We start from the raw sequence: 22,513 nt of genomic DNA, 5'->3' as shown, positions 1-22,513 counted from the left end.
CAACATGGCAACCATTCATAACTTCGCCCAGACCGGCAAAGCCTATACCTATGTTGACCATTCCTACGACGTCGTGGTCGTCGGCGCCGGTGGTGCTGGCCTTCGCGCGACGCTCGGCATGGCCGAACAGGGCTTCAAGACGGCCTGCATCACCAAGGTCTTCCCGACCCGCTCACACACCGTTGCGGCCCAGGGCGGTATTGCCGCTTCGCTGAACAACATGACGCCCGACTGCTGGCAGTGGCACCTCTATGACACCGTCAAGGGTTCCGACTGGCTCGGTGATGTCGATGCCATGCAGTATCTCGCCATGGAAGCGCCGAAGGCGGTCTATGAGCTCGAGCATTACGGTGTTCCCTTCTCGCGTAATGAAGAAGGCAAGATCTATCAGCGCCCCTTCGGCGGTCACATGCAGAACTATGGCGAAGGCCCGCCGGTACAGCGCACCTGTGCTGCTGCCGACCGTACCGGCCACGCCATCCTGCACACGCTTTACGGCCAGTCGCTGCGCAACAATGCGGAGTTCTTCATCGAGTATTTCGCGCTCGATCTGATCATGTCTGACGATGGCAGCCGCTGCACCGGCGTCGTTGCCTGGAACCTCGACGACGGCACCATCCATCGCTTCTCCGCGAAGATGGTCGTTTTGGCGACGGGTGGTTATGGCCGCGCCTACTTCTCGGCGACGTCCGCGCACACCTGCACCGGCGACGGCGGCGGCATGATTGCCCGCGCGGGTCTTCCGCTGCAGGACATGGAATTCGTCCAGTTCCACCCGACCGGCATCTACGGCGCCGGCTGTCTGATTACCGAAGGCGCACGCGGCGAAGGCGGTTATCTCGTCAACTCCGAAGGCGAGCGCTTCATGGAGCGTTACGCCCCGTCCGCCAAGGATCTTGCCTCGCGTGACGTCGTCTCGCGTTGCATGACGATGGAAATCCGTGAAGGCCGCGGCGTCGGCAAGAACAAGGACCACATCTTCCTGCATCTCGACCACCTTGATCCCGCCGTCCTGCACGAACGACTGCCGGGTATCTCGGAATCGGCCAAGATCTTTGCCGGCGTCGATGTGACCCGCGAGCCGATCCCGGTTCTGCCGACTGTTCACTACAACATGGGCGGCATTCCGACGAACTATTGGGGCGAAGTGCTGAACGCCGACTCCAACAATCCGGAACGCATCATTCCGGGCCTGATGGCCGTCGGTGAAGCTGGTTGCGCGTCTGTTCACGGGGCAAACCGTCTCGGCTCGAACTCGCTGATCGACCTTGTCGTCTTCGGTCGCGCTGCAGCTATCCGGGCTGCTGAGGTCATCGACCGTACCTCGCCGATCCCGGCGCTCAATGTCGCTGCCTGCGACAAGATCATGGACCGCTTCGACAACACGCGTCACGCTTCGGGCCAGACCCCGACCGCCGTGCTGCGCGACAAGATGCAGCGCGCCATGCAGGAAGACGCGGCCGTCTTCCGCACGCAGGAATCGCTTGAAAGTGGCTGCCAGCGTCTGTCGGCGATCTGGAAGGAGCTGCCAGACATCAAGGTCACCGACCGTTCGATGATCTGGAACTCGGATCTGGTCGAGACCCTCGAGCTGCACAACCTGATGGCCAATGCGATCACCACGGTCTATGGCGCCGAGGCCCGCAAGGAGAGCCGTGGTTCGCATGCGCGCGAAGACTACACCTCCGGTCCGTTTGGCGGTCGCGACGACGAGAACTGGCGCAAGCATACGCTGGCCTGGGTTTCGGAAGCGGGCGACGTCAAGCTCGACTACCGTCCTGTTCATACCGAGCTCATCGCTGAAGGCATCGATCCCCAGAAGATCGCGCCCAAGGCTCGCGTCTACTGATTTGAGGAACTCATCATGGTAGAACTCGCTCTCCCCAAGAATTCCCAGGTCACCGAAGGCAAGGTCTGGCCGAAGCCGGCCGGCGCCAAGAACGTGCGCGAATACCGGGTCTATCGCTGGAACCCGGATGATGGCGCCAATCCGCGCATCGATACCTACTACATCGATGTCGACGATTGCGGCCCGATGGTTCTCGATGGCCTTCTCTACATCAAGAACAATATCGACCCGACGCTGACGCTGCGCCGTTCCTGTCGTGAAGGCATCTGCGGCTCGTGCGCGATGAACATCGATGGCACGAACACGCTTGCCTGCACCAAGGGCATGGATGAGGTGAATGGGACCGTTAAGGTCTATCCGTTGCCGCATATGCCTGTGGTCAAGGATCTGGTGCCTGACCTCTCGAACTTCTATGCCCAGCATCGTTCGATCGAGCCCTGGCTGCAGACGGTGTCGCCGCCTCCGGCGAAGGAATGGAAGCAGAGCCACGAGGATCGCCAGAAGCTCGACGGTCTCTACGAGTGCATTCTCTGCGCCTGCTGCTCGACCTCCTGTCCCAGCTATTGGTGGAACGGTGACCGTTATCTCGGTCCGGCCGTGCTGCTGCAGGCCTATCGCTGGCTGATCGATAGCCGCGACGAAGCGACCGGCGAGCGCCTCGATAATCTCGAGGATCCCTTCCGCCTCTATCGTTGCCACACGATCATGAACTGCGCGCAGGCCTGCCCGAAGGGGCTGAACCCGGCTAAGGCGATCGCGGAAATCAAGAAGATGATGGTCGAGCGTCGCGCCTGAGCCACATTGTCAAAAGAATGAGAGGCCGTCCGGAACTGTTTCGGGCGGCCTTAATTTATCCTTATAGTGCCGGCTATCGATCGGGCGCGATATGGAACTTGATTAACCATATTCACGTAACATATTTAAAACCCAGTTGTACGGCAGGTTGCGGCGCAGGTCGCGAGAGCGGGAGTATAATGATGAAATTCAGCCATGCAGTCACCGGAGCAGCCATCCTTCTGGCGCTCGCGGGGTGCCAGCGTACATCCTACAGCAACATGAATTCCGCCAACAGCGCTCTTCCGCCGCTGCAGGCACAGCCGGTACCCTCGGTGCAGTCCGGCCAGCTTCCGCCGCCCGGCTCGGCTGACCCCAATCAGTTCCCTGCTGCTCCGGCAACGAATACGGCGGCTGCCGTCGGCGCTGCTGGCGCTCCAGCCACCGCGCTCGACGTCACCAAGGAATCGATGGTCGGCAACTGGCGCGTCCAGAGCGCTGGCGCAAGCTGCGACATGTTCCTGACCCTCACCAATCTTGGCAGCGGCTCGCGTGGCGGCACCCGCGGCTGTGCTGGCGAACTCACGACGATGGGTTCCTGGGAAGTGGCGGGCGGCAAGCAGGTCGTGCTCAAGGACCGCAACGGCAATACGATCGGCAGCCTCTACAAGACCGCCGATGCCAGGTTCGACGGCAGCACCGCGTCCGGCCAGCCGGTCAGCCTCAGCCGCTGATCCTCTTCTCATTCCTGCGGTGGCCCGCCTTGGGCCACCCTCCCGGCGGGACATTCATTCATGCAGCCAGTTCCTGACTACGGCTTGAGCGTCGTCGAGCAGTTGCGCGCGATGACGGAGGCGGGAACACTTCAGCCTGATCGCCATCAGTTCGGCGTTGCCGAGAAGCTTGACCGTATCCTGACAGAGTTCAAGGCGCGCAAGCCCGCTGCCAAGAAGAGCGCGCTGGGCTGGATGTTTGCCCAGCGGCGCAAACAGGAAATCCCCATTAAGGGTCTTTATGTCCATGGCAGCGTCGGTCGGGGCAAGACCATGCTCATGGACCTGTTCTTCAAGCTCGCACCCGTCGAGAAGAAGCGCCGCGCGCATTTCCACGAGTTCATGGCCGACGTGCATGCGCGGATTCATGCTCATCGCCAGAAACTGAAGACCGGCGAAACGAAGCAGGCCGATCCCGTGCCGCCGGTCGCGGCAGCACTTCGCGAAGAAGCGCAGCTCCTCTGCTTCGACGAGTTCACGGTGACCGATATCGCCGATGCGATGATCCTCGCACGACTTTTCACCGAGCTTTTTGCGCGGGGTTGCACGCTGGTGGCAACGTCAAATGTCGAGCCTGACAACCTCTATCGGGATGGGCTGAACCGTGGACTGTTTCTACCCTTCGTCGATCTGCTGAAAAAGAATGTCGATGTCTCGACGCTCGATTCTCCGACCGACTACCGTCTGGAAAAGATGGAGAGCCTTCCGGTCTACATCGCACCGCTCGACGACGCGCCGAAGATGATGGACATTGCCTGGAGACGTGTGACTGAAGGTGCGCCCGAGGTTGATACGTCGATCGAGATGAAGGGCAGGACCATCGAGATCCCGCGTGCGGCTGGCCGGGCTGCGCGCTTCAGCTTCCGCGATCTCTGCGAGCGTCCGCTCGGCGCATCCGACTATCTGGCGATCGCCAAGCGCTTCGATGTGGTTTTCGTCGAGAACATTCCGCATCTCGGCCCCGAGAAGCGGAATGAGACGAAACGCTTCATCATCCTGATCGATGCTCTTTATGACGCCGGTGTGCGGCTGTTCGCGTCCGCCGTTGCGATGCCGGAAGCCCTTCTGACGGAAAAGAAGGGCACCGAAGGCTTTGAATTTGATCGAACAGTTTCGCGTCTTTTCGAAATGCGCAGCGCAGATTACCTCGCGCTGCATCAGTCAAAACGTCAAAATCATGACGGCTCAGTGACATAATTTTTGACGTTTACGTAAGAATTTTATCTTCTAACCGATTGAAATTGATACACTGAAAATTATCGTTTGCGATTTACACCCTTTGGAGCTATGCGGTTTGTCCACAAGGGCAGGCTAAAACTTGTCTCGACCTTGGTCGCGGATCCAAAAGGAAGTCTACAATGGCGCGCAAAAAGATCGCTCTTATCGGTTCTGGAATGATTGGTGGAACGCTGGCGCATCTCGCCAGTCTGAAGGAACTGGGCGACATCGTCCTGTTCGACATTGCTGACGGCATCCCCCAGGGCAAGGGTCTCGACATCGCCCAGTCCGGTCCGGTCGAGGGCTTCAATGCCAAGCTTTCCGGCGCGAGCGATTACGCCGCCATCGAAGGTGCTGACGTCTGCATCGTCACTGCCGGCGTTGCCCGCAAGCCCGGCATGAGCCGCGACGACCTGCTCGGCATCAACCTCAAGGTCATGGAACAGGTCGGCGCCGGCATCAAGAAGTATGCCCCGAACGCCTTCGTCATCTGCATCACCAACCCGCTCGACGCGATGGTATGGGCCCTGCAGAAGTTCTCGGGCCTGCCGACCAACAAGGTCGTCGGCATGGCCGGCGTTCTCGACTCCGGTCGTTTCCGTCACTTCCTGTCTGAAGAATTCAACGTTTCCGTCCAGGACGTCACCGCCTTCGTTCTCGGCGGCCACGGCGACACCATGGTGCCGCTCGCTCGTTACTCGACCGTTGGCGGCATCCCGCTGACCGACCTCGTGAAGATGGGCTGGGTCACCAAGGAACGCCTCGAAGAAATCATCCAGCGCACCCGTGACGGTGGCGCCGAGATCGTCGGTCTGCTGAAGACCGGCTCGGCCTACTACGCACCGGCTGCTTCCGCCATCGAGATGGCCGAGTCCTACCTCAAGGACAAGAAGCGCGTCCTGCCTTGCGCCGCCTACCTAACCGGCCAGTACGGCGTGAAGGACATGTATGTCGGCGTTCCCGTCGTCATCGGTGAAGGCGGCGTTGAGCGCATCATCGAAATCGACCTGAACAAGGCCGAAGAAGAAGCCTTCCAGAAGTCAGTCGGCGCCGTTGCCGGCCTCTGCGAAGCGTGCATCAACATCGCTCCGGCTCTCAAGTAATTGCCTTAGCCCCACTATCGGGCGACCCAGAACAGGGACACGACAATGAACATTCATGAATATCAGGCCAAGGCTCTTCTGAAGAGCTTTGGTGCACCGGTCGCCGAGGGTGTGGCGATCTTCTCCGCGGAAGAAGCCGAAGCTGCCGCAAAGCAGCTGCCGGGCCCGCTCTATGTCGTCAAGAGCCAGATCCACGCTGGTGGCCGCGGCAAGGGCAAGTTCAAGGAACTGTCGCCGGACGCCAAAGGCGGCGTTCGCCTCGCTTTCTCGATCGATGAAGCCAAGGCGCATGCCAAGGAAATGTTCGGCAACACGCTGGTGACGGCCCAGACCGGCGACGCCGGCAAGCAGGTCAACCGTCTCTACATCGAAGACGGTGCCGACATCGCCCGCGAACTCTATTGCTCGCTGCTCGTCGACCGCTCGGTCGGCCAGGTTGCCTTCGTCGTCTCGACGGAAGGCGGCATGGACATCGAAGCCGTCGCCCATGACACGCCGGAAAAGATCCACACGATCGCGATCGACCCGGAAACCGGCGTCACCGATGCCGACGTTGCGAAGATCTCGGCTGCGCTCGAACTGACCGGCGCTGCTGCGGAAGACGCCAAGGCGCTGTTCCCGATCCTCTACAAGGCCTTTGTCGAGAAGGACATGGCTCTGCTCGAGGTGAACCCGCTGATCGTCATGAAGAATGACCATCTGCGCGTGCTCGACGCCAAGATGTCCTTCGACGGCAACGCGCTGTTCCGCCATGACGACGTTCGCGCGCTGCGCGACGAGACCGAAGAAGACGCCAAGGAAATCGAAGCCTCCAAGTGGGATCTCGCTTACGTGGCGCTCGACGGCAATATCGGCTGCATGGTCAATGGTGCCGGTCTCGCCATGGCGACGATGGACATCATCAAGCTGTACGGCAAGGAGCCGGCAAACTTCTGCGACGTCGGCGGTGGCGCTGGCAAGGAGAAGGTCGCGGCTGCCTTCAAGATCATCACCGCTGACCCTAAGGTCGAGGGCATCCTCGTCAACATCTTCGGCGGCATCATGAAGTGCGACGTCATCGCGGAAGGCGTCATTGCCGCCGTGAAGGAAGTCGGCCTGAAGGTTCCGCTCGTCGTGCGCCTCGAAGGCACCAATGTCGAACTTGGCAAGAAGCTCCTGAACGAATCCGGTCTCGCGATCACCGCGGCCGACGATCTGGACGACGCTGCCAAGAAGATCGTCGCGGCGATCAACGGCTAATCTGAGGAACCTATTCGATGTCCATTCTTGTAAACAAGAACACCAAGGTCCTCGTTCAGGGCCTGACCGGCAAGACCGGCACCTTCCACACCGAACAGGCGCTTGCCTATTATGGCACGCAGATGGTCGGCGGTATCCATCCGAAGAAGGGTGGCGAAAACTGGACCGGCTCCAAGGGTGAAACCCTGCCGATCTTCGCAACCGTTGCCGAAGCCAAGGAAAAGACCGGTGCCGACGCATCCGTGATCTACGTTCCGCCGGCAGGCGCTGCTGACGCCATCATCGAGGCGATTGACGCCGAGATCCCGTTCATCACCTGCATCACCGAGGGCATCCCGGTCATGGACATGGTGCGGGTCAAGGCCAAGCTCGACAAGTCCAAGTCGCGCCTTCTCGGTCCGAACTGCCCGGGTATCCTGACACCGGAAGAATGCAAGATCGGCATCATGCCGGGCTCGATCTTCCGCAAGGGTTCGGTCGGTATCGTCTCGCGCTCGGGAACATTGACCTATGAAGCGGTGTTCCAGACTTCGAATGAAGGCCTCGGCCAGACGACTGCTGTCGGTATCGGTGGCGACCCGGTCAAGGGTACCGAGTTCATCGACGTGCTCGAAATGTTCCTCGCTGACGAAGCCACGACCTCGATCATCATGATCGGCGAAATCGGTGGTTCGGCTGAAGAAGATGCAGCCCAGTTCCTGATCGACGAAGCCAAGAAGGGCCGCAAGAAGCCGATGGCCGGCTTCATCGCGGGCCGGACTGCTCCGAAGGGCCGCACCATGGGTCATGCCGGTGCTGTCGTATCCGGCGGCAAGGGCGATGCAGAATCGAAGATCGAAGCCATGGAAGCAGCTGGCATCAAGGTTTCGCCTTCGCCGGCACGTCTGGGCAAGACCCTGGTCGAAGTCCTCAAGGGCTGAGACCTGACGAAAATCAAGCCAGGCGAAGGGTTGGTCCGCCAATCCTTCGCCTGGACTTCGCATATCTGGGACGATTCGCAATCTTTGACGATCGCGAGCGGCAGGCCGGGCATCCGGCCATCAATTCTAGTCGGGAGGCGAGCCGAGAGGTTCGCAAAACACCATGGGTAGGCAAGAAGCCAACGAGCAGTTTCTGATCACGTCCTTCCTCGACGGATCGAATGCGGCCTATATCGAGCAGCTTTATGCGCGCTACGAGGAAGATCCCTCGTCGGTTTCCGACGAGTGGCAGGCCTTCTTCAAGGCGCTGGCCGACAATCCGACCGATGTGAAGAAAGCCGCGAAGGGCGCGTCCTGGCAGCGCAAAAACTGGCCGATCGCCGAAGGTGGCGATCTCGTCAACGCGCTCGACGGTAACTGGGGCGTGGTCGAAAAGGTCATCGAAAAGAAAGTTCAGGCCAAGGCAGAAGCGACCGCCGCTTCGACCGGAAAGTCTGTTTCGGAAGCTGAAGTCCTGCAGGCAACGCGGGATTCCGTTCGCGCCATCATGATGATCCGTGCATATCGCATGCGCGGTCACCTGCACGCCAAGCTCGACCCGCTCGGTCTCGCCGCTCCGGTTGATGACTACAACGAGCTTTCGCCGACCGCTTACGGCTTCACTGAAGCCGATTACAGCCGCAAGATCTTCATCGACAACGTGCTGGGTCTGGAATACGCCACGATCCCGCAGATGCTCGACATCCTGCAGCGCACCTATTGCTCGACGCTCGGCGTCGAATTCATGCACATCTCCAATCCGGAAGAAAAAGCCTGGATCCAGGAACGCATTGAAGGCCCTGGCAAGGGCGTCGAATTCACGCCGAACGGCAAGAAGGCGATCCTTCAGAAGCTGATCGAGGCCGAGGGCTTCGAGCAGTTCATCGACGTCAAGTACAAGGGCACCAAGCGTTTCGGTCTCGACGGCGGTGAATCCCTGATCCCGGCGCTGGAGCAGATCATCAAGCGCGGTGGCCAGGAAGGCCTTGAACAGGTCGTTCTCGGCATGGCCCATCGTGGTCGCCTGAACGTCCTGACCAATGTCATGGCAAAGCCGCACCGTGCCGTGTTCCACGAGTTCAAGGGCGGTTCGTTCAAGCCCGACGAAGTCGAAGGCTCCGGCGACGTGAAGTATCACCTCGGCGCCTCCTCGGACCGCGAGTTCGATGGCAACAAGGTTCACCTGTCGCTGACGGCCAATCCTTCGCACCTTGAAATCGTCAACCCTGTTGTGATGGGCAAGGCCCGTGCGAAGCAGGACCAGATCGCCAAAACCTGGGAAGGCGACGTCATCCCGCTCAAGGAGCGCGCCAAGGTACTGCCGCTTCTGTTGCATGGTGATGCAGCCTTTGCCGGCCAGGGTGTCACAGCGGAAATTCTCGGTCTGTCGGGCCTGCGCGGTCACCGCGTGGCCGGTACGCTGCACGTCATCATCAACAACCAGATCGGCTTCACCACCAATCCGGCCTTCTCGCGTTCGTCACCTTATCCGTCCGACGTCGCCAAGATGATCGAAGCGCCGATCTTCCACGTCAACGGCGACGATCCGGAAGCCGTGGTCTACGCGGCCAAGGTCGCGACCGAATACCGGATGAAGTTCCACAAGCCTGTCGTCGTCGACATGTTCTGCTATCGCCGCTTCGGTCATAACGAAGGCGATGAGCCGTCCTTCACGCAGCCGAAGATGTACAAGGAAATCCGCGCCCACAAGACCGTGGTCAACATCTATGGCGAGCGTCTGATCGCCGAGGGCCTGATCACCGAGGGCGAACTCGAGAAGATGAAGGCCGACTGGCGCGCCCATCTCGAGCAGGAGTTCGAAGCCGGTCAGAGCTACAAGCCGAACAAGGCCGACTGGCTGGACGGCGTCTGGTCGGGTCTGAGGACCGCCGACAATGCCGACGAGCAGCGTCGTGGCAAGACCGCCGTGCCGATGAAGCAGCTCAAGGAGATCGGCCGCAAGCTGTCGATCATTCCCGAGGGCTTCAAGGCGCACCGCACGATCCAGCGCTTCATGGACAACCGCGCGCAGATGATCGAAACCGGCGAAGGCATCGACTGGGCCATGGGCGAAGCTCTCGCCTTCGGTTCGCTTGCCGTCGAAGGCCACAAGATCCGTCTGTCCGGTCAGGATTGCGAACGCGGTACCTTCTCGCAGCGCCATTCGGTTCTCTACGATCAGGACACCGAAGAACGCTACATCCCGCTCGCCAATCTCGCCCCGAACCAGGCGCGCTACGAAGTCATCAACTCGATGCTGTCGGAGGAGGCCGTTCTCGGCTTCGAATACGGCTATTCGCTCGCCCGTCCGAATGCGCTGACGCTCTGGGAAGCCCAGTTCGGCGACTTCGCCAACGGTGCGCAGGTCGTCTTCGACCAGTTCATCTCGTCGGGTGAACGCAAGTGGCTGCGCATGTCCGGTCTCGTCTGCCTGCTGCCGCACGGCTATGAAGGCCAGGGTCCGGAACACTCTTCGGCCCGCCTCGAGCGCTGGCTGCAGATGTGCGCCGAAGACAATATGCAGGTCGCGAACGTCACGACGCCGTCGAACTACTTCCACATTCTGCGCCGTCAGATGAAGCGTGACTTCCGCAAGCCGTTGATCATGATGACGCCGAAGTCCTTGCTGCGCCACAAGCGGGCAACCTCGAGCCTTGCCGAAATGGCCGGCGAAAGCTCGTTCCACCGCCTGCTGTGGGACGATGCCGAGGTCATCAAGGACGGCCCGATCAAGCTTCAGAAGGATGCAAAGATCCGCCGCGTCGTCATGTGCACGGGCAAGGTCTACTACGATCTGCTCGAAGAGCGCGAAAAGCGCGGCATCGACGACATCTACCTGCTGCGTATCGAACAGCTCTACCCGTTCCCGGCCAAGGCGCTCATCAACGAGCTGTCGCGTTTCCGCAATGCGGAGATGGTCTGGTGCCAGGAAGAGCCGAAGAACATGGGCGCCTGGTCGTTCATCGATCCGTATCTGGAATGGGTGCTTGCCCATATCGACGCCAAGTACCAGCGCGTTCGCTACACCGGTCGTCCGGCTGCTGCCTCGCCGGCAACGGGCCTGATGTCGAAGCACCTCGCCCAGCTCGAAGCCTTCCTTGAGGACGCTCTGGGCGGTTGATCCGCCCAGTCTTCTCCTCGCAGACCGTAACGTTCTCTGACCAACGGAATTGAGATCATGGCCACTGAAATCCGCGTACCCACCCTCGGCGAATCCGTCAGCGAAGCCACTGTCGGCACCTGGTTCAAGAAGGTCGGCGACACCGTGAAGGCCGACGAACCGATCGTCGAACTGGAAACCGACAAGGTGACCGTTGAAGTCCCGGCTCCCGCCTCGGGCGTGCTGACCGAAATCGTCGCCCAGAACGGCGAGACCGTCGGTCTCGGCGCGCTGCTCGGCCAGATCGCTGAAGGCGCTGCCGGTTCCGCCGGTGCTGCTGCCCCGGCTCCCGCTGCTGCGCCTGCACCTGCTGCAGCCCCGGCTCCGGCCGCTGCTGCTCCGGCCGCTGCTGCTCCGGCCGCTTCTTCCGCCATGCCGGCTGCTCCGGCTGCCGCCAAGCTCGCTGCCGACAACAACATCGCGACCGCCGATGTCGATGGTTCCGGCAAGCGTGGCCAGGTGCTGAAGGGTGACGTGCTCGCCGCCATCGCCAAGGGCAGCTCCGCTCCGGCGCCGACCGCAGCCCCGGCTGCTCCGCGTCCGGCATCTTCCGGTGACGATGCCTCCCGTGAAGAGCGCGTCAAGATGACCCGTCTGCGCCAGACGATCGCCAAGCGCCTGAAGGATGCCCAGAACACGGCCGCCATGCTGACCACCTATAACGAGGTGGACATGAAGGCGGTCATGGATCTGCGCAACCGCTACAAGGACATCTTCGAAAAGAAGCACGGCGTGAAGCTCGGCTTCATGGGCTTCTTCACCAAGGCCGTGACCCACGCCTTGAAGGAACTGCCGGCCGTCAACGCCGAAATCGACGGCACCGACATCATCTACAAGAACTACTGCCATGTCGGCGTTGCTGTCGGCACGGACAAGGGTCTCGTCGTTCCGGTCGTGCGCGATGCCGACCAGATGTCGATCGCCGAGATTGAGAAGGAAATCGGCCGCCTCGGCAAGGCTGCCCGTGACGGCCAGCTGTCGATGGCCGACATGCAGGGCGGCACCTTCACCATCTCGAACGGTGGCGTCTATGGTTCGCTGATGTCCTCGCCGATCCTGAATGCACCGCAGTCGGGTATCCTCGGCATGCACAAGATCCAGGAGCGCCCGGTCGTCGTTGGCGGCCAGATCGTCATCCGTCCGATGATGTATCTCGCCCTCTCCTACGATCACCGCATCGTCGACGGCAAGGAAGCCGTGACCTTCCTCGTCCGCGTCAAGGAAAGCCTCGAGGATCCGGAACGTCTGGTTCTCGACCTCTAAGGAAAGTCCAAGATGGAGCCGGTATCCGCTTCCGCGTCTCTGCTCGTCACGCTCCTTGCATGGAGCGTGGTCCTGCTGGTTGCGCATGTCCTCGTGCAGGGCATGATGGCCACCAAGGAGCTGGGCACGGAGTGGAATGCCGGCCCGCGTGACGACAACAAGCAACCGGCGAGCAAGCTCGCCGGTCGCGCTGAGCGGGCGTCCTCGAATTTCCGCGAGACCTATCCCGCCTTTGTCGCGCTTGCAGCGGGGTTGTTGTTCACGGGGGAGACCTCAGGTCTCGGTCTGACCGGTGCGGTCGTCTGGTTCGTCGGGCGTATCGTCTACTATCCGCTCTATCTGGCAGGCATTCCCTATATCCGTTCGCTGGTCTGGACTGGCGCCATGGGTGGCCTCGGCTTGATGTTCCTCGCGCTGGCGTTTTGAGGTGAGGCATGGGCGCGTCGTCGAGAGCAATGGTTCTTCTTGCCGCGCTCGCGCTGTCTGATGCGGCTATGGCCGCCGATTGCCGGATTGAAAAAGCCACCTACCGCGAAGCCGAAACGGGGCTCGAACTTGTTTTTGCTGCCGCCAGCGGCGAAAACACGCCTGTTTCCCATGGTTTCCGCACCGAGATCGGCTCGTTCAAGCTGGATGGCCATGTGATGTTCGATCCCGAGATCGAGCGTCCCATTGGCATGCTGATGAACAATTGCCCCGAGGGCGACGTGACTGGGGCAACGATTGCCGCCTGCACCGTCTGGAAGGGTATCGTCTACGGGATCGACGAGACGACCGGCCATGTGGACCTGCTTCCGCCGGAAGGCGCCGACGCACCGGATGCACTTCTCTTGCCCGGCTTTGGCCCTGCCATCCTGTCGTCTGCTGTCGGCAAGACGATGGAACGCGCGCCCTGGGATGTCTTCGAATTCAAGGGATGCGCCTCATGACCAACCGTCCCCTTCTCCTCGTCACCGGCGGTAGCCGTGGTATTGGTGCAGCCGTCTGCCGAAAGGCGGCAGCGCAGGGTTATGACCTGCTGGTCAATTATCACTCGAACGCAATTGCGGCTGAGGCGGTTGCGGCTGACTGCAGGGCTTTCGGCGCGAATGCTGAGGTTGTCCAGGGCGATACCGCGACAGAGGCTGGCATCGAAAGCATCTTCCAGGCGGTTGACCGCCTTGGATCGCTCCACGGTCTCGTCAACAATGCCGGTGTTGTCGATGCCACGGCGCGGGTCGAGGAATTCGACCGGGCGCGGCTCGACCGGATGTTTGCCGTCAACGTCATCGGCAAGATCCGCTGCGCCACGGAAGCCGTGAAGCGCATGTCGACAAAACATGGCGGGCAGGGTGGCGTGATCGTCAATATCTCGTCCATGGCCGCCGTCATCGGCAGTTCGGGCCAGTATGTCGACTATGCCGCCGCCAAGGCTGCGGTTGATACATTTACTGTGGGCTTGTCCCGCGAGGTCGCGACCGAGGGCATCCGGGTCAATGCCATCAGGCCCGGCATCATCGATACCGAAATTCACGCATCCGGCGGATTGCCGGACAGGGCGCGCGATCTGGCCCCGATCGTTCCGATGCAAAGGCCCGGAACGGCCGACGAAGTGGCCGACAGCGTTCTTTATCTCCTCTCGCCTCAGGCATCCTATGTGACGGGTGCCCTTTTGAATGTCAGCGGCGGTCGGTAACCGTCGAAAACGAAGGAAGCTCCCCATGTCTTATGATGTCATCGTTATCGGCTCCGGCCCCGGCGGCTATGTCTGCGCCATCAAGGCGGCCCAGCTCGGCATGAAGGTCGCCGTGGTCGAAAAGCGCGCCACCTATGGCGGCACCTGCCTCAACATCGGCTGCATTCCGTCCAAGGCCCTGCTGCACGCGTCGGAAGTCTTCCACCACGCGGCTCATGGCATGGCTGATCTCGGGGTCGAAGTCGGCGCACCGACGCTGAACCTTTCCAAGATGATGGCGCACAAGGACGCGACCGTGAAGTCGAACGTCGAGGGCGTCTCCTTCCTGTTCAAGAAGAACAAGATCGACGGCATCCAGGGCACCGGCAAGATCCTCGGCGCCGGCAAGGTCGAAGTCACCAACGACAAGGGCGAAGTCCAGGTTCTTGAAACCAAGAACATCGTCATCGCAACCGGCTCCGACGTCGCCGGCATTCCGGGCGTCAATGTCGATATCGATGAGAAGATCATCGTCTCCTCGACCGGCGGTATCGCGCTCGACAAGGTTCCGGGCAAGATGATCGTCGTCGGCGGCGGCGTCATCGGCCTCGAGCTCGGCTCCGTCTGGTCGCGCCTCGGCGCCAAGGTCACCGTTGTCGAATATCTCGACACGATCCTCGGCGGCATGGACGGCGAAGTGTCCAAGCAGTTCCAGCGCATTCTCGCCAAGCAGGGCATCGAGTTCAACCTCGGCGCCAAGGTCACCGGCGTCGAGAAGTCGGGCGAAGGCGCCAAGGTCACGTTCGAGCCGGTCAAGGGCGGTGAAGCCCAGACGCTCGACGCCGACGTGGTTCTCGTCGCCACCGGCCGCAAGCCCTATACGGCAGGCCTCGGCCTCGAAGAATCCGGCGTTGCCCTCGACAATCGTGGTCGCGTCGAGATCGACGGCCACTACCGCACAAATGTTGCCGGCATCTATGCCATCGGCGACGTGGTGAAGGGTCCGATGCTCGCCCATAAGGCAGAAGATGAAGGCGTGGCACTCGCCGAAATTCTCGCCGGCCAGCATGGTCACGTGAACTACGACGTCATCCCCGGCGTCGTCTACACCCAGCCGGAAGTCGCTTCCGTCGGCAAGACCGAGGAAGAACTGAAGGCTGCCGGCGTAGCCTACAAGGTCGGCAAATTCCCCTTCACCGCCAATGGCCGTGCGCGCGCCATGCAGGCCATGGACGGCTTCGTCAAGGTTCTGGCCGACAAGGACACCGACCGCGTCCTCGGCGTCCACATCATCGGCCTCGGCGCTGGCGAGATGATCCACGAAGCTGCCGTGCTGATGGAATTCGGTGGTTCGTCGGAAGATCTGGGCCGCACCTGCCACGCCCACCCGACCATGTCGGAAGCCGTAAAGGAAGCCGCACTCGCGACCTTCTTCAAGCCGCTGCACATGTAAGGTTGCCGACCTAACATAGGCCAATTATTATATTTCGGTAAGGTTGAAGGCCGTCGCTTGTGCCCCAAGCGGTGGCCTTTATCATGTGTGGGCAGTGCCTCCCTTTGCTCCTCCCGAAAGGCAAGCCCATGGACCATGTCGCACCCGCCTCCTATTCCATCCCGCAGAAGGCCCTTCACTGGCTGATGGCCCTGCTCATCCTGTTCAACCTCCTCTTCGCCGAGGCGATGGAGGAGGTTGCCGAAGCCTATGAACGCGGCGAGGTGCCGTCGCCTGACGATCTTACCTTCGCGAACATCCATGCCTATGTCGGGATCGCCGTGCTCTGTCTCGGGGCCATCCGTATCGTCTTGCGGCTCATCAAAGGCGCGCCTTCGGCACCGCCGGAAGAGCCACCGGTCTTGCGTCTCGCTGCCAAACTCGCCCATGGCACCTTCTATGCGCTCTTCTTCCTTCTGCCGCTTAGTGGCATCGGCGCCTATTACTTCGGCAACGAGACGGCGGGTTTCGTGCATGGCGGCCCGCTGAAGAGCCTGATGTGGCTTTTGATCGCGGTGCATATCCTCGCGCTTCTGGTACACCAGTTCTACTGGAAGACGCCGGTCGCCACGCGAATGACGCGGGGGTGAGCGAAGATGGGGGTGCAGGATGGGTGTCGTTGTCGAGCAACAGGTCGCGTTGCCGCATCCCGACCTCCCCGAAGCTGACTGGGCGGACAGCTATGGCGTCCGGCTCGATGGATCGGATCTCGACCCGATGGAGGTCGCCCGGGATCTGATGGGTCGAGCGCCGCGCTGGGTCGGAGCTCTCCTGAAGATTCGGAACCTGATCGTCGGTTTTTTCGGATTGAAATCAGCTGAGCTGGAGCTGACGGGCCAGGACCGGATCGGTGGCTTTCCGGTCATTGCCCATGACGGCGATCATGTGCTGCTCGGCTTCAACGACAAGCATCTCGATTTCCGGATCATCGTTGCAGTCGAACCGGAGGGCACCGGACATCAGCATGTGTCGCTGACGACCCTCGTTCAGCGCCACAATCTCTTCGGCCGGGTCTACATCCTCGTCGTCACGCCGTTCCACAAGCTGATCGTGAAGACATTTCTGAAGCGTTTTGCCGCTTCAAGAGGTCTCAGCCGTCGATCCGCGTGACGGTATAACCCTGGCTGCGGATCAGTTCGACGAGGCCTTCTTCGCCCGGGAGATGCAGAGCACCGACGGCGATAAAGGCATTGCCCTTTTCCAGATGCTTCTTGCTGCCTTCCGCCATGACAAGGTTGCGATCTCGGACGATCCGGGTCTCGAAAGCTGCATAGGCGCTCTCGTCTTCACCGGCGGCGGTGGGGGCGACGACTTTCAGCAAAGGCATGGTCATGCCGATGTCACCGGCGAGGTAAAGTTCGGTCATCGTTTCGATGACGTCTTCCATCTTGTCGCCGAGTTCGATCGTTTCGATCAGCGCCTTGAAATGGAAATCGACCGGCAGGTCAGCCATGGCTTCCAGCTGCTCGACCAGCGTTTCGAGGCCGGCCACCGGCTTATCTGCGGCAACGGCATCTTCGGCGATCTTCTTGTCCAGGAAGGATGCGCCGGCCGCCTTGCGCGAAAGCTCGCAGGCCGGTAGCGCAACGAAACTTGCCAGGATCCAGGGCTTCATCTTGGCAACAGCGCCAAGCGCCAGGCCACGCTCTTTCAGCCCGGCTTCCAGTCGCTGGAGTTCCTCGGCGTCGAGATGGTCCTTCACCGACTTACCATCGGTGAACATGGTCAGTTCGGGATGCATGAGAAGCGAGGCCGCGGCCTTCTTCTCGTCGAGGATCTCATCCGATTCGATCACCACGACATCAGCGGCGGCGGCCGCCTCACTGGCGCCTTGCGGCATGGTGAGAACGCGGGGGTCGGTGACATGCATGGTGCCGAGCAGGTAGGAGGGTTTAAGCCCGTCCTTTTCAATCTTCCAGAAAATGCCCTGGCCGTTCGGAACCTTGGCCGCCTCGGCGCGGATCTTCGCGAGCTCTTCCGGTTGTTCCGTCTCCATGGCGAGAAGCAGGTTTTCGCCATGGCAAGCGACGTCGGAGGCACGGGCGGGCGCGACCGCCACAAGTGCAGCGAGCAGGAGGGCGAAAACCATAAGAGGCAGTGCGCCTGTGATCCAGAGACCGATCTCGGACAGCGAAAGGCGCGGCAAGCTCGGCCGCGTAGGAAAAAGGCGGTGCGCGTTCATGTCATCTCCTGTCAGACGTTGCGGACAATAGGAGTGATCGCCCTCATGTTCGATTAACGACCTTGGTTAACGCAGGTCTGGTTGCACGCGTCAGGCGCGGGGATGGGCGCGATCGTAGATGTCTAGAAGCCTTGCACTGTCGACGCCGGTATAGATCTGCGTGGTCGAGAGGCTTGCATGGCCAAGCAGTTCCTGGATCGTCCTCAAGTCGCCACCGCTGCCGAGTAGATGGGTCGCGAAGGAGTGGCGAAGAGCATGAGGTGTGGCCGAATCCGGCAGGCCGAGCGCCGACCGCAGCTTCTGCATTTCCCGCTGGATGATCGCCGGCTGAAGCGGGCCGCCCCGGGCGCCTCGGAAAAGCGGTGCGCCGGCTTCGAGATGATAGGGGCAGAGCTTGTAGTAGGTTTCTACCGCCTCCATGACGACGGGAAGCAGGGGCACCAGCCGCGTCTTGCCGCCCTTGCCGGTGATGCGCAGGCTGGTCGGCCGGCCCTGGAAGACGTCGGGTGTCAGCCCTAGTGCCTCCGAAATGCGAAGACCGCAGCCGTAGAGAAGCGAAAGCACGGCGGCGTCGCGCGCCGCGATCCAAGGCTCCTCGTTCATCTGCGTATCGACCGCGACGACGGCCAATGCCTGGCGCCCACTCAGCGGCTTGGGGAGGGATTTCGGCTGCTTCGGAGACCGGATCGCGCTGGCACCCGCTGCATTCACCAGCCCCTTGCGCTCAAGATGGCGCAGGAAGGAGCGCAGGCCGGCGAGATGGCGGCCGAGAGACCGGGCGCCGTCCCCTTCCTTGCGGCGATGGGCGAGGAAGCCGCGCAGATCTGCCGGGCGCAAGGCCTTGATATCATCGATCTTCACCGGCCCCCCGACATGGCCTGACAAAAATTGCAGAAATTGCCTCGTGTCGCGTTCATAGGCGTCGAGCGTGTTGGCCGACAGGCGGCGCTCGGCACCGAGGCTCTCCAGCCATGCGGCGCGTTCGCCGAGAAGTTTTTCGTCTGCGGGGATCAATTGCGCGCCTTTTGCGTTGTTGGCTGTTGGCCACCCGGCTCACGATGGCGCGGGAGGGTTAACGAAAGACGAATTCCGGGGCTGTCATGAACAGATCACAGATGGCTGCCACAAGACCTCTGGAATTCTGGCGAGGTAAATGCTGATGCGCCGCTCTCCCGCTTCCGCCTTGTCGAGCGTTACCGACACCCTGTCGCTCCTGTCTCACGGGCGCCCCGGACATATCGTCGACACGCTGATCGCCGAGCGCGGGCAAAGGCTGGTGGAGCATCCGCTCTGGCCCGCAATGCGTCCCTTTCTTTATAGCGTTTTGCGCTATGACAAGGCGATCCAGTTCGCCAATGATGTCGCAAATCTCCCGGGGCCGCAGGTGTTCGACTATCTGAGTGCGGCACTTGGCCTCGATATCCAGGTCCGTCACGCCGACCGCATCCCGTCATCCGGTGGATTCATCCTGGTCAGCAATCATCCGACCGGCATTGCCGATGGGGTCGCGATGTATGACCTGCTGAAAGATCGCCGTCCCGACATGACCTTCTTCGCCAACCGCGATGCCATCAGGGTCAACCCGCGGCTTGCCGAAATCATCATTCCGGTCGAATGGCGCGAAGAGCACAAGTCGAAGCTCAAGGCGCGCGAGACGCTGAAGCTCACCACGCGCGCCATAGAAGAGGGCAGGGTCACTATCCTCTTTCCCTCGGGCCGCATCGCCTATTGGGACGAGGGAAAGCTCAACGAGCGGCCCTGGAAGACGTCCGCGATATCGCTCGCGCGCAAATACAATCTGCCGATCCTGCCGGTGAACATGAAGGCCCGCAATTCGGGCCTCTTTTACTGGTTCGCCCGCTGGTCGACCGAACTGCGCGACATGACCGTCTTCTACGAGCTTCTGAACAAGCGCGGCGGTCGCTTCGATTTCACGGTCGGCAACCTCATCCCGGTCGAAGCTCTCGACGGCGATCCCACCGAGGTGACCAAGGCGCTGGAGGACTTTACCGTCCACGGCTTGCCTGCCGATCCCGACCGCAGTTTCCGCTGATTTCTCCCTTTAGATAAAGCCTGTTTTCTTTCCTGTCCTCAGGGGGCAAGTTGCAGCCCGATGAAGGACGATTCGGAAAGCCTGTTCGGGGAGCTGTTCGACACACCGCGCCGCGCGGTGGTGCCGGTGCTCGTGCCCATGCCTGCGCCAACGGCCTATAGTTATGCCGTGCCCGATGGGCTGACGATCGAGCCGGGTGCCATCGTGCAGGTGCCGCTCGGGCCCCGTCAGGTCATCGGCGTCGTCTGGGACGGTGGCGAGGACACATCAGTCGATCCGAAGAAGCTCAGGGAAATCACGAAGGTCTTCGACTGCCCGCCGCTCGACCAGGATATGCGCACCTTCCTCGATTGGGTGGCCGCCTATACGCTGTCGCCGCCCGGCTATGTCGCCCGCATGGCGCTCCGGGCGCCTGCCGCCCTGGACCCGGATCCGATGATCGAGGGCCTGCGATATGCCGGCTATGAGCCAGAGCGGCTGACACCTGCGCGCCAGAAGGTGCTGGAGATAGCAGCGGATGGCCTCTCCTGGACGAAGAGCGGACTTGCCCATGCGAGTGGCGTCTCGACCAGCGTCATCGATGGTCTCGTGAAGCAGGGCGTGTTCGAACAGGTTTTCCTGCCGCCGCCGCCGCTGGTCGCCGCTCCGGATCCTGACTATGCCGAAAGCCGGCTCGCCGGCCCGCAGAAGGAGGCGGCCGAAGAGATCCTTCAGAGCCTGAGCAAGGGCGGCTTTCACGTCTCGTTGATCGATGGCGTGACGGGCTCGGGCAAGACGGAGGTTTATTTCGAGGCGATTGCCGAGACACTGAAACAGGGCAAGCAGGTGCTGATCCTGCTGCCGGAAATCGCGCTGACAGCCAATTTCCTCGAACGCTTCCAGGATCGTTTCGGCTCCAAGCCCGGTGAATGGCATTCGGACCTTGCGACCCGCACCCGTGAAAAGGTCTGGCGCCAGGTCGCGACCGGCGAGATCCGTGTCGTGGCCGGTGCGCGTTCGGCGCTTTTCCTGCCCTTCGAGAATCTCGGCCTGATCATCGTTGACGAAGAGCACGACCCCGCCTTCAAGCAGGAAGACCGCGTCTTTTATAACGCGCGGGACATGGCGGTCGTGCGGGCCCGCATCGCGGGCTTCCCGGTCGTGCTCGTCTCGGCCACGCCCTCCGTCGAGAGCCAGGTCAACTGTATCGCGGGCCGCTACACCCGCATCCATCTGCCGACACGCTTTGCCGATGCGGCCATGCCTGATCTGCATCTCATCGACATGCGGCGTGCGCCGCCCGAACGGGGCGGCTTTCTGTCGCCGATCCTGCTCCGCTCCGTCGGCAAAGCCGTGGAACGGGGCGAACAGGCCCTGCTCTTCCTCAACCGACGGGGATACGCACCCCTGACGCTTTGCAGAGTCTGCGGCCATCGTTTCCAGTGCCCGCAATGTTCAAGCTGGCTGGTCGAGCATCGCTTTCGTGGCCAGATCCAGTGCCACCAATGCGGCTATCACGAGCCGACGCCGAATGCCTGCCCGGAATGTGGGACCCTTGACCACCTCGTCGCCTGTGGTCCCGGGGTCGAGCGTATCGCCGAGGAGGTCGAGAAGCACTTTCCCGATGCACGCACACTGGTGCTCTCCTCCGACATCGGCGGCGTCAAACGTTTACGCCTGGAGCTCGAAGCGATCGCCAATGGCGAGGCCGATATCGTCATCGGCACGCAGCTCGTCGCCAAGGGCCATAACTTCCCGCTGATGACCTTGGTCGGAATCATCGATGCGGATATCGGCCTTTCCAACGGCGATCCACGTGCTGCCGAGCGAACCTTTCAATTGCTTTCCCAGGTGACCGGTCGTGCCGGCCGTACCGGACGCAAGAGCCTTGGTCTGTTGCAGACGTTCCAGCCCCAGCATCCTGTCATGCAGGCGATCATTTCAGGCGATGCCGCCGCTTTCTATGAGCGCGAAATTCTGGAGCGCGAGCGGGCGCAACTGCCACCCTTCGGTCGTCTCGTGTCGATCATCGTCTCCGCCGATAGCCGCGCCGAGGCGGAAGGGCATGCGCGCGGGCTGCGACAGGCGGCACCCCATGAAAGCGGCATCATGATCCTCGGCCCCGCCGAAGCGCCGCTGGCGCTCATCCGTGGTCGGCATCGCTTCAGGCTGCTCGTCCATGGGCGCCGCAACAGCGACATGCAGGCCTTCGTGCGCAGCATGCTCGAGCGCGGGCCGAAAGAACGACGGTCGATCCAGGTGCAGGTGGATGTCGATCCTCAGAGCTTCCTTTGAGCCAGTCGGTAAAGATTGCGTCGCATCACCGGCGAATTAGGGCTCGGAGCCATACCGCAAGCGCGCGTTTCGTGGCATAAGCCGCGCGGTTTGTTTCCAAGCGGGTTGATCCATGGAATTCTACTTTCCCATCGAACTCGGCGAGCAGCTCGCCTTTCTTGCGGCTTCTGTCGCAGCGCTCATCGGATGTTTCGTGCTCTTTGCCCCAGGCCTCACCCTGAAGGCGCTTGCGCTTGTTCCGGCAGACGGCCGCCCGGAAGGGCTGGGAGCTGCGCGATCCATCGGCGGCTTGATCGTCGGCTTTGCCGGGACTGCGCTGCTGCTTGGCCAGCCGACGGTCTATCTGGCATTTGGCGCCGCCGTCGGGCTGTCCGCCTTCGCCCGGGTCCTATCCATCATGTCCGACCAGGGCAGCACCTGGCGCAACCTTCTCCTCCTGGTTGTGCAAGCGGTCATCGCTTCCCTCGCCCTTGCCTATGTCTTTGGTCTGACTTGATCTTCGGTTTGTGGCAGGGCTTGG

Annotated in this window: 20 protein-coding genes; 18 read left to right on the top strand and 2 right to left on the bottom strand. The window is 61.5% G+C overall.

Translation table 11 applies throughout. The annotated features are described in order from the left end of the window. The first annotated feature begins 4 nt into the window (after positions 1-4). The 15 genes from sdhA to D4A92_RS04760 all read left to right on the top strand — a co-directional run bounded on the left by sdhA (position 5) and on the right by D4A92_RS04760 (position 16,594). Positions 5-1,849: a succinate dehydrogenase flavoprotein subunit gene (sdhA, locus tag D4A92_RS04830; RefSeq protein ID WP_006724457.1), complete on the top strand. Its 1,845-nt coding sequence runs from the start codon at positions 5-7 to the stop codon at positions 1,847-1,849. A gap of 15 nt (positions 1,850-1,864) precedes the next feature. Further along, on the top strand, positions 1,865-2,644 hold the full coding sequence (locus tag D4A92_RS04825; RefSeq protein ID WP_006724458.1) for a succinate dehydrogenase iron-sulfur subunit: 780 nt from the start codon (positions 1,865-1,867) through the stop codon (positions 2,642-2,644). 182 nt (positions 2,645-2,826) lie between these two features. After that, positions 2,827-3,357, top strand: a complete 531-nt coding sequence (locus D4A92_RS04820; RefSeq protein WP_006724459.1) for a protease inhibitor Inh/omp19 family protein — start codon at positions 2,827-2,829, stop codon at positions 3,355-3,357. 60 nt (positions 3,358-3,417) lie between these two features. After that, the gene (zapE, locus tag D4A92_RS04815) at positions 3,418-4,593 is read left to right on the top strand and encodes a cell division protein ZapE (protein ID WP_203018463.1); all 1,176 of its coding nucleotides are present in this window, start codon (positions 3,418-3,420) and stop codon (positions 4,591-4,593) included. A gap of 161 nt (positions 4,594-4,754) precedes the next feature. Continuing rightward, a complete protein-coding gene (gene mdh / locus D4A92_RS04810) occupies positions 4,755-5,717 on the top strand; it encodes a malate dehydrogenase (RefSeq protein ID WP_054150409.1) in 963 nt (320 codons plus the stop codon). A gap of 45 nt (positions 5,718-5,762) precedes the next feature. After that, positions 5,763-6,956, top strand: coding sequence for an ADP-forming succinate--CoA ligase subunit beta (sucC, locus tag D4A92_RS04805; protein WP_203018461.1), 1,194 nt, complete (start codon positions 5,763-5,765; stop codon positions 6,954-6,956). 17 nt (positions 6,957-6,973) lie between these two features. Next, positions 6,974-7,876, top strand: coding sequence for a succinate--CoA ligase subunit alpha (sucD, locus tag D4A92_RS04800; protein WP_203018459.1), 903 nt, complete (start codon positions 6,974-6,976; stop codon positions 7,874-7,876). Between the two features lie 163 nt (positions 7,877-8,039). Next, positions 8,040-11,036 (top strand): 2-oxoglutarate dehydrogenase E1 component, encoded by a 2,997-nt coding sequence (locus D4A92_RS04795; RefSeq protein ID WP_203018457.1) that lies wholly within the window; start codon positions 8,040-8,042, stop codon positions 11,034-11,036. 57 nt (positions 11,037-11,093) lie between these two features. Further along, the gene (odhB, locus tag D4A92_RS04790) at positions 11,094-12,338 is read left to right on the top strand and encodes a 2-oxoglutarate dehydrogenase complex dihydrolipoyllysine-residue succinyltransferase (protein WP_203018456.1); all 1,245 of its coding nucleotides are present in this window, start codon (positions 11,094-11,096) and stop codon (positions 12,336-12,338) included. Between the two features lie 12 nt (positions 12,339-12,350). Next, positions 12,351-12,764: an MAPEG family protein gene (locus tag D4A92_RS04785; protein ID WP_203018454.1), complete on the top strand. Its 414-nt coding sequence runs from the start codon at positions 12,351-12,353 to the stop codon at positions 12,762-12,764. Positions 12,765-12,772: 8 nt separating this feature from the next. Then, on the top strand, positions 12,773-13,267 hold the full coding sequence (locus tag D4A92_RS04780) for a hypothetical protein (protein ID WP_203018453.1): 495 nt from the start codon (positions 12,773-12,775) through the stop codon (positions 13,265-13,267). Further along, on the top strand, positions 13,264-14,013 hold the full coding sequence (locus tag D4A92_RS04775) for an SDR family oxidoreductase (protein ID WP_203018452.1): 750 nt from the start codon (positions 13,264-13,266) through the stop codon (positions 14,011-14,013). The genes D4A92_RS04780 and D4A92_RS04775 overlap by 4 nt, the downstream gene beginning before the upstream one ends. A gap of 25 nt (positions 14,014-14,038) precedes the next feature. Further along, positions 14,039-15,445 carry a dihydrolipoyl dehydrogenase gene (lpdA, locus tag D4A92_RS04770; RefSeq protein WP_203018451.1) on the top strand — a complete coding sequence of 469 codons (1,407 nt, stop codon included), beginning with the start codon at positions 14,039-14,041 and terminating at the stop codon, positions 15,443-15,445. A gap of 128 nt (positions 15,446-15,573) precedes the next feature. After that, positions 15,574-16,074, top strand: coding sequence for a cytochrome b (locus D4A92_RS04765; RefSeq protein WP_203018450.1), 501 nt, complete (start codon positions 15,574-15,576; stop codon positions 16,072-16,074). Between the two features lie 19 nt (positions 16,075-16,093). Beyond that, positions 16,094-16,594 carry a DUF2867 domain-containing protein gene (locus D4A92_RS04760; RefSeq protein WP_203018449.1) on the top strand — a complete coding sequence of 167 codons (501 nt, stop codon included), beginning with the start codon at positions 16,094-16,096 and terminating at the stop codon, positions 16,592-16,594. On the opposite strand, the gene D4A92_RS04755 is transcribed toward D4A92_RS04760, so the two are convergent. Together D4A92_RS04755 and D4A92_RS04750 are read right to left on the bottom strand one after the other, a co-directional pair. After that, positions 16,575-17,573: a TraB/GumN family protein gene (locus tag D4A92_RS04755; protein ID WP_425958731.1), complete on the bottom strand. Its 999-nt coding sequence runs from the start codon at positions 17,571-17,573 to the stop codon at positions 16,575-16,577. The genes D4A92_RS04760 and D4A92_RS04755 overlap by 20 nt on opposite strands. Positions 17,574-17,756: 183 nt before the next feature. Continuing rightward, positions 17,757-18,680 carry a tyrosine recombinase XerC gene (locus tag D4A92_RS04750; RefSeq protein WP_203018447.1) on the bottom strand — a complete coding sequence of 308 codons (924 nt, stop codon included), beginning with the start codon at positions 18,678-18,680 and terminating at the stop codon, positions 17,757-17,759. A gap of 142 nt (positions 18,681-18,822) precedes the next feature. Here D4A92_RS04750 and D4A92_RS04745 point away from each other — a divergent pair, with 142 nt between their 5' ends. The 3 genes from D4A92_RS04745 (at position 18,823) to D4A92_RS04735 (ending at position 22,489) form a co-directional block, all read left to right on the top strand. Next, positions 18,823-19,719, top strand: a complete 897-nt coding sequence (locus tag D4A92_RS04745) for a GNAT family N-acetyltransferase (RefSeq protein WP_425958729.1) — start codon at positions 18,823-18,825, stop codon at positions 19,717-19,719. 60 nt (positions 19,720-19,779) lie between these two features. Continuing rightward, positions 19,780-21,993, top strand: coding sequence for a primosomal protein N' (locus D4A92_RS04740; protein ID WP_203018445.1), 2,214 nt, complete (start codon positions 19,780-19,782; stop codon positions 21,991-21,993). Positions 21,994-22,105: 112 nt separating this feature from the next. Further along, a complete protein-coding gene (locus D4A92_RS04735; protein WP_203018444.1) occupies positions 22,106-22,489 on the top strand; it encodes a DUF4345 domain-containing protein in 384 nt (127 codons plus the stop codon). Positions 22,490-22,513: the final 24 nt, after the last annotated feature.

This window comes from Rhizobium rosettiformans, assembly GCF_016806065.1.
In the GTDB taxonomy this organism is placed as follows: domain Bacteria; phylum Pseudomonadota; class Alphaproteobacteria; order Rhizobiales; family Rhizobiaceae; genus Allorhizobium.
The sequence above is the reverse complement of the archived record's forward strand: the minus strand, read 5'-3'. Positions and strand labels throughout refer to the sequence as shown.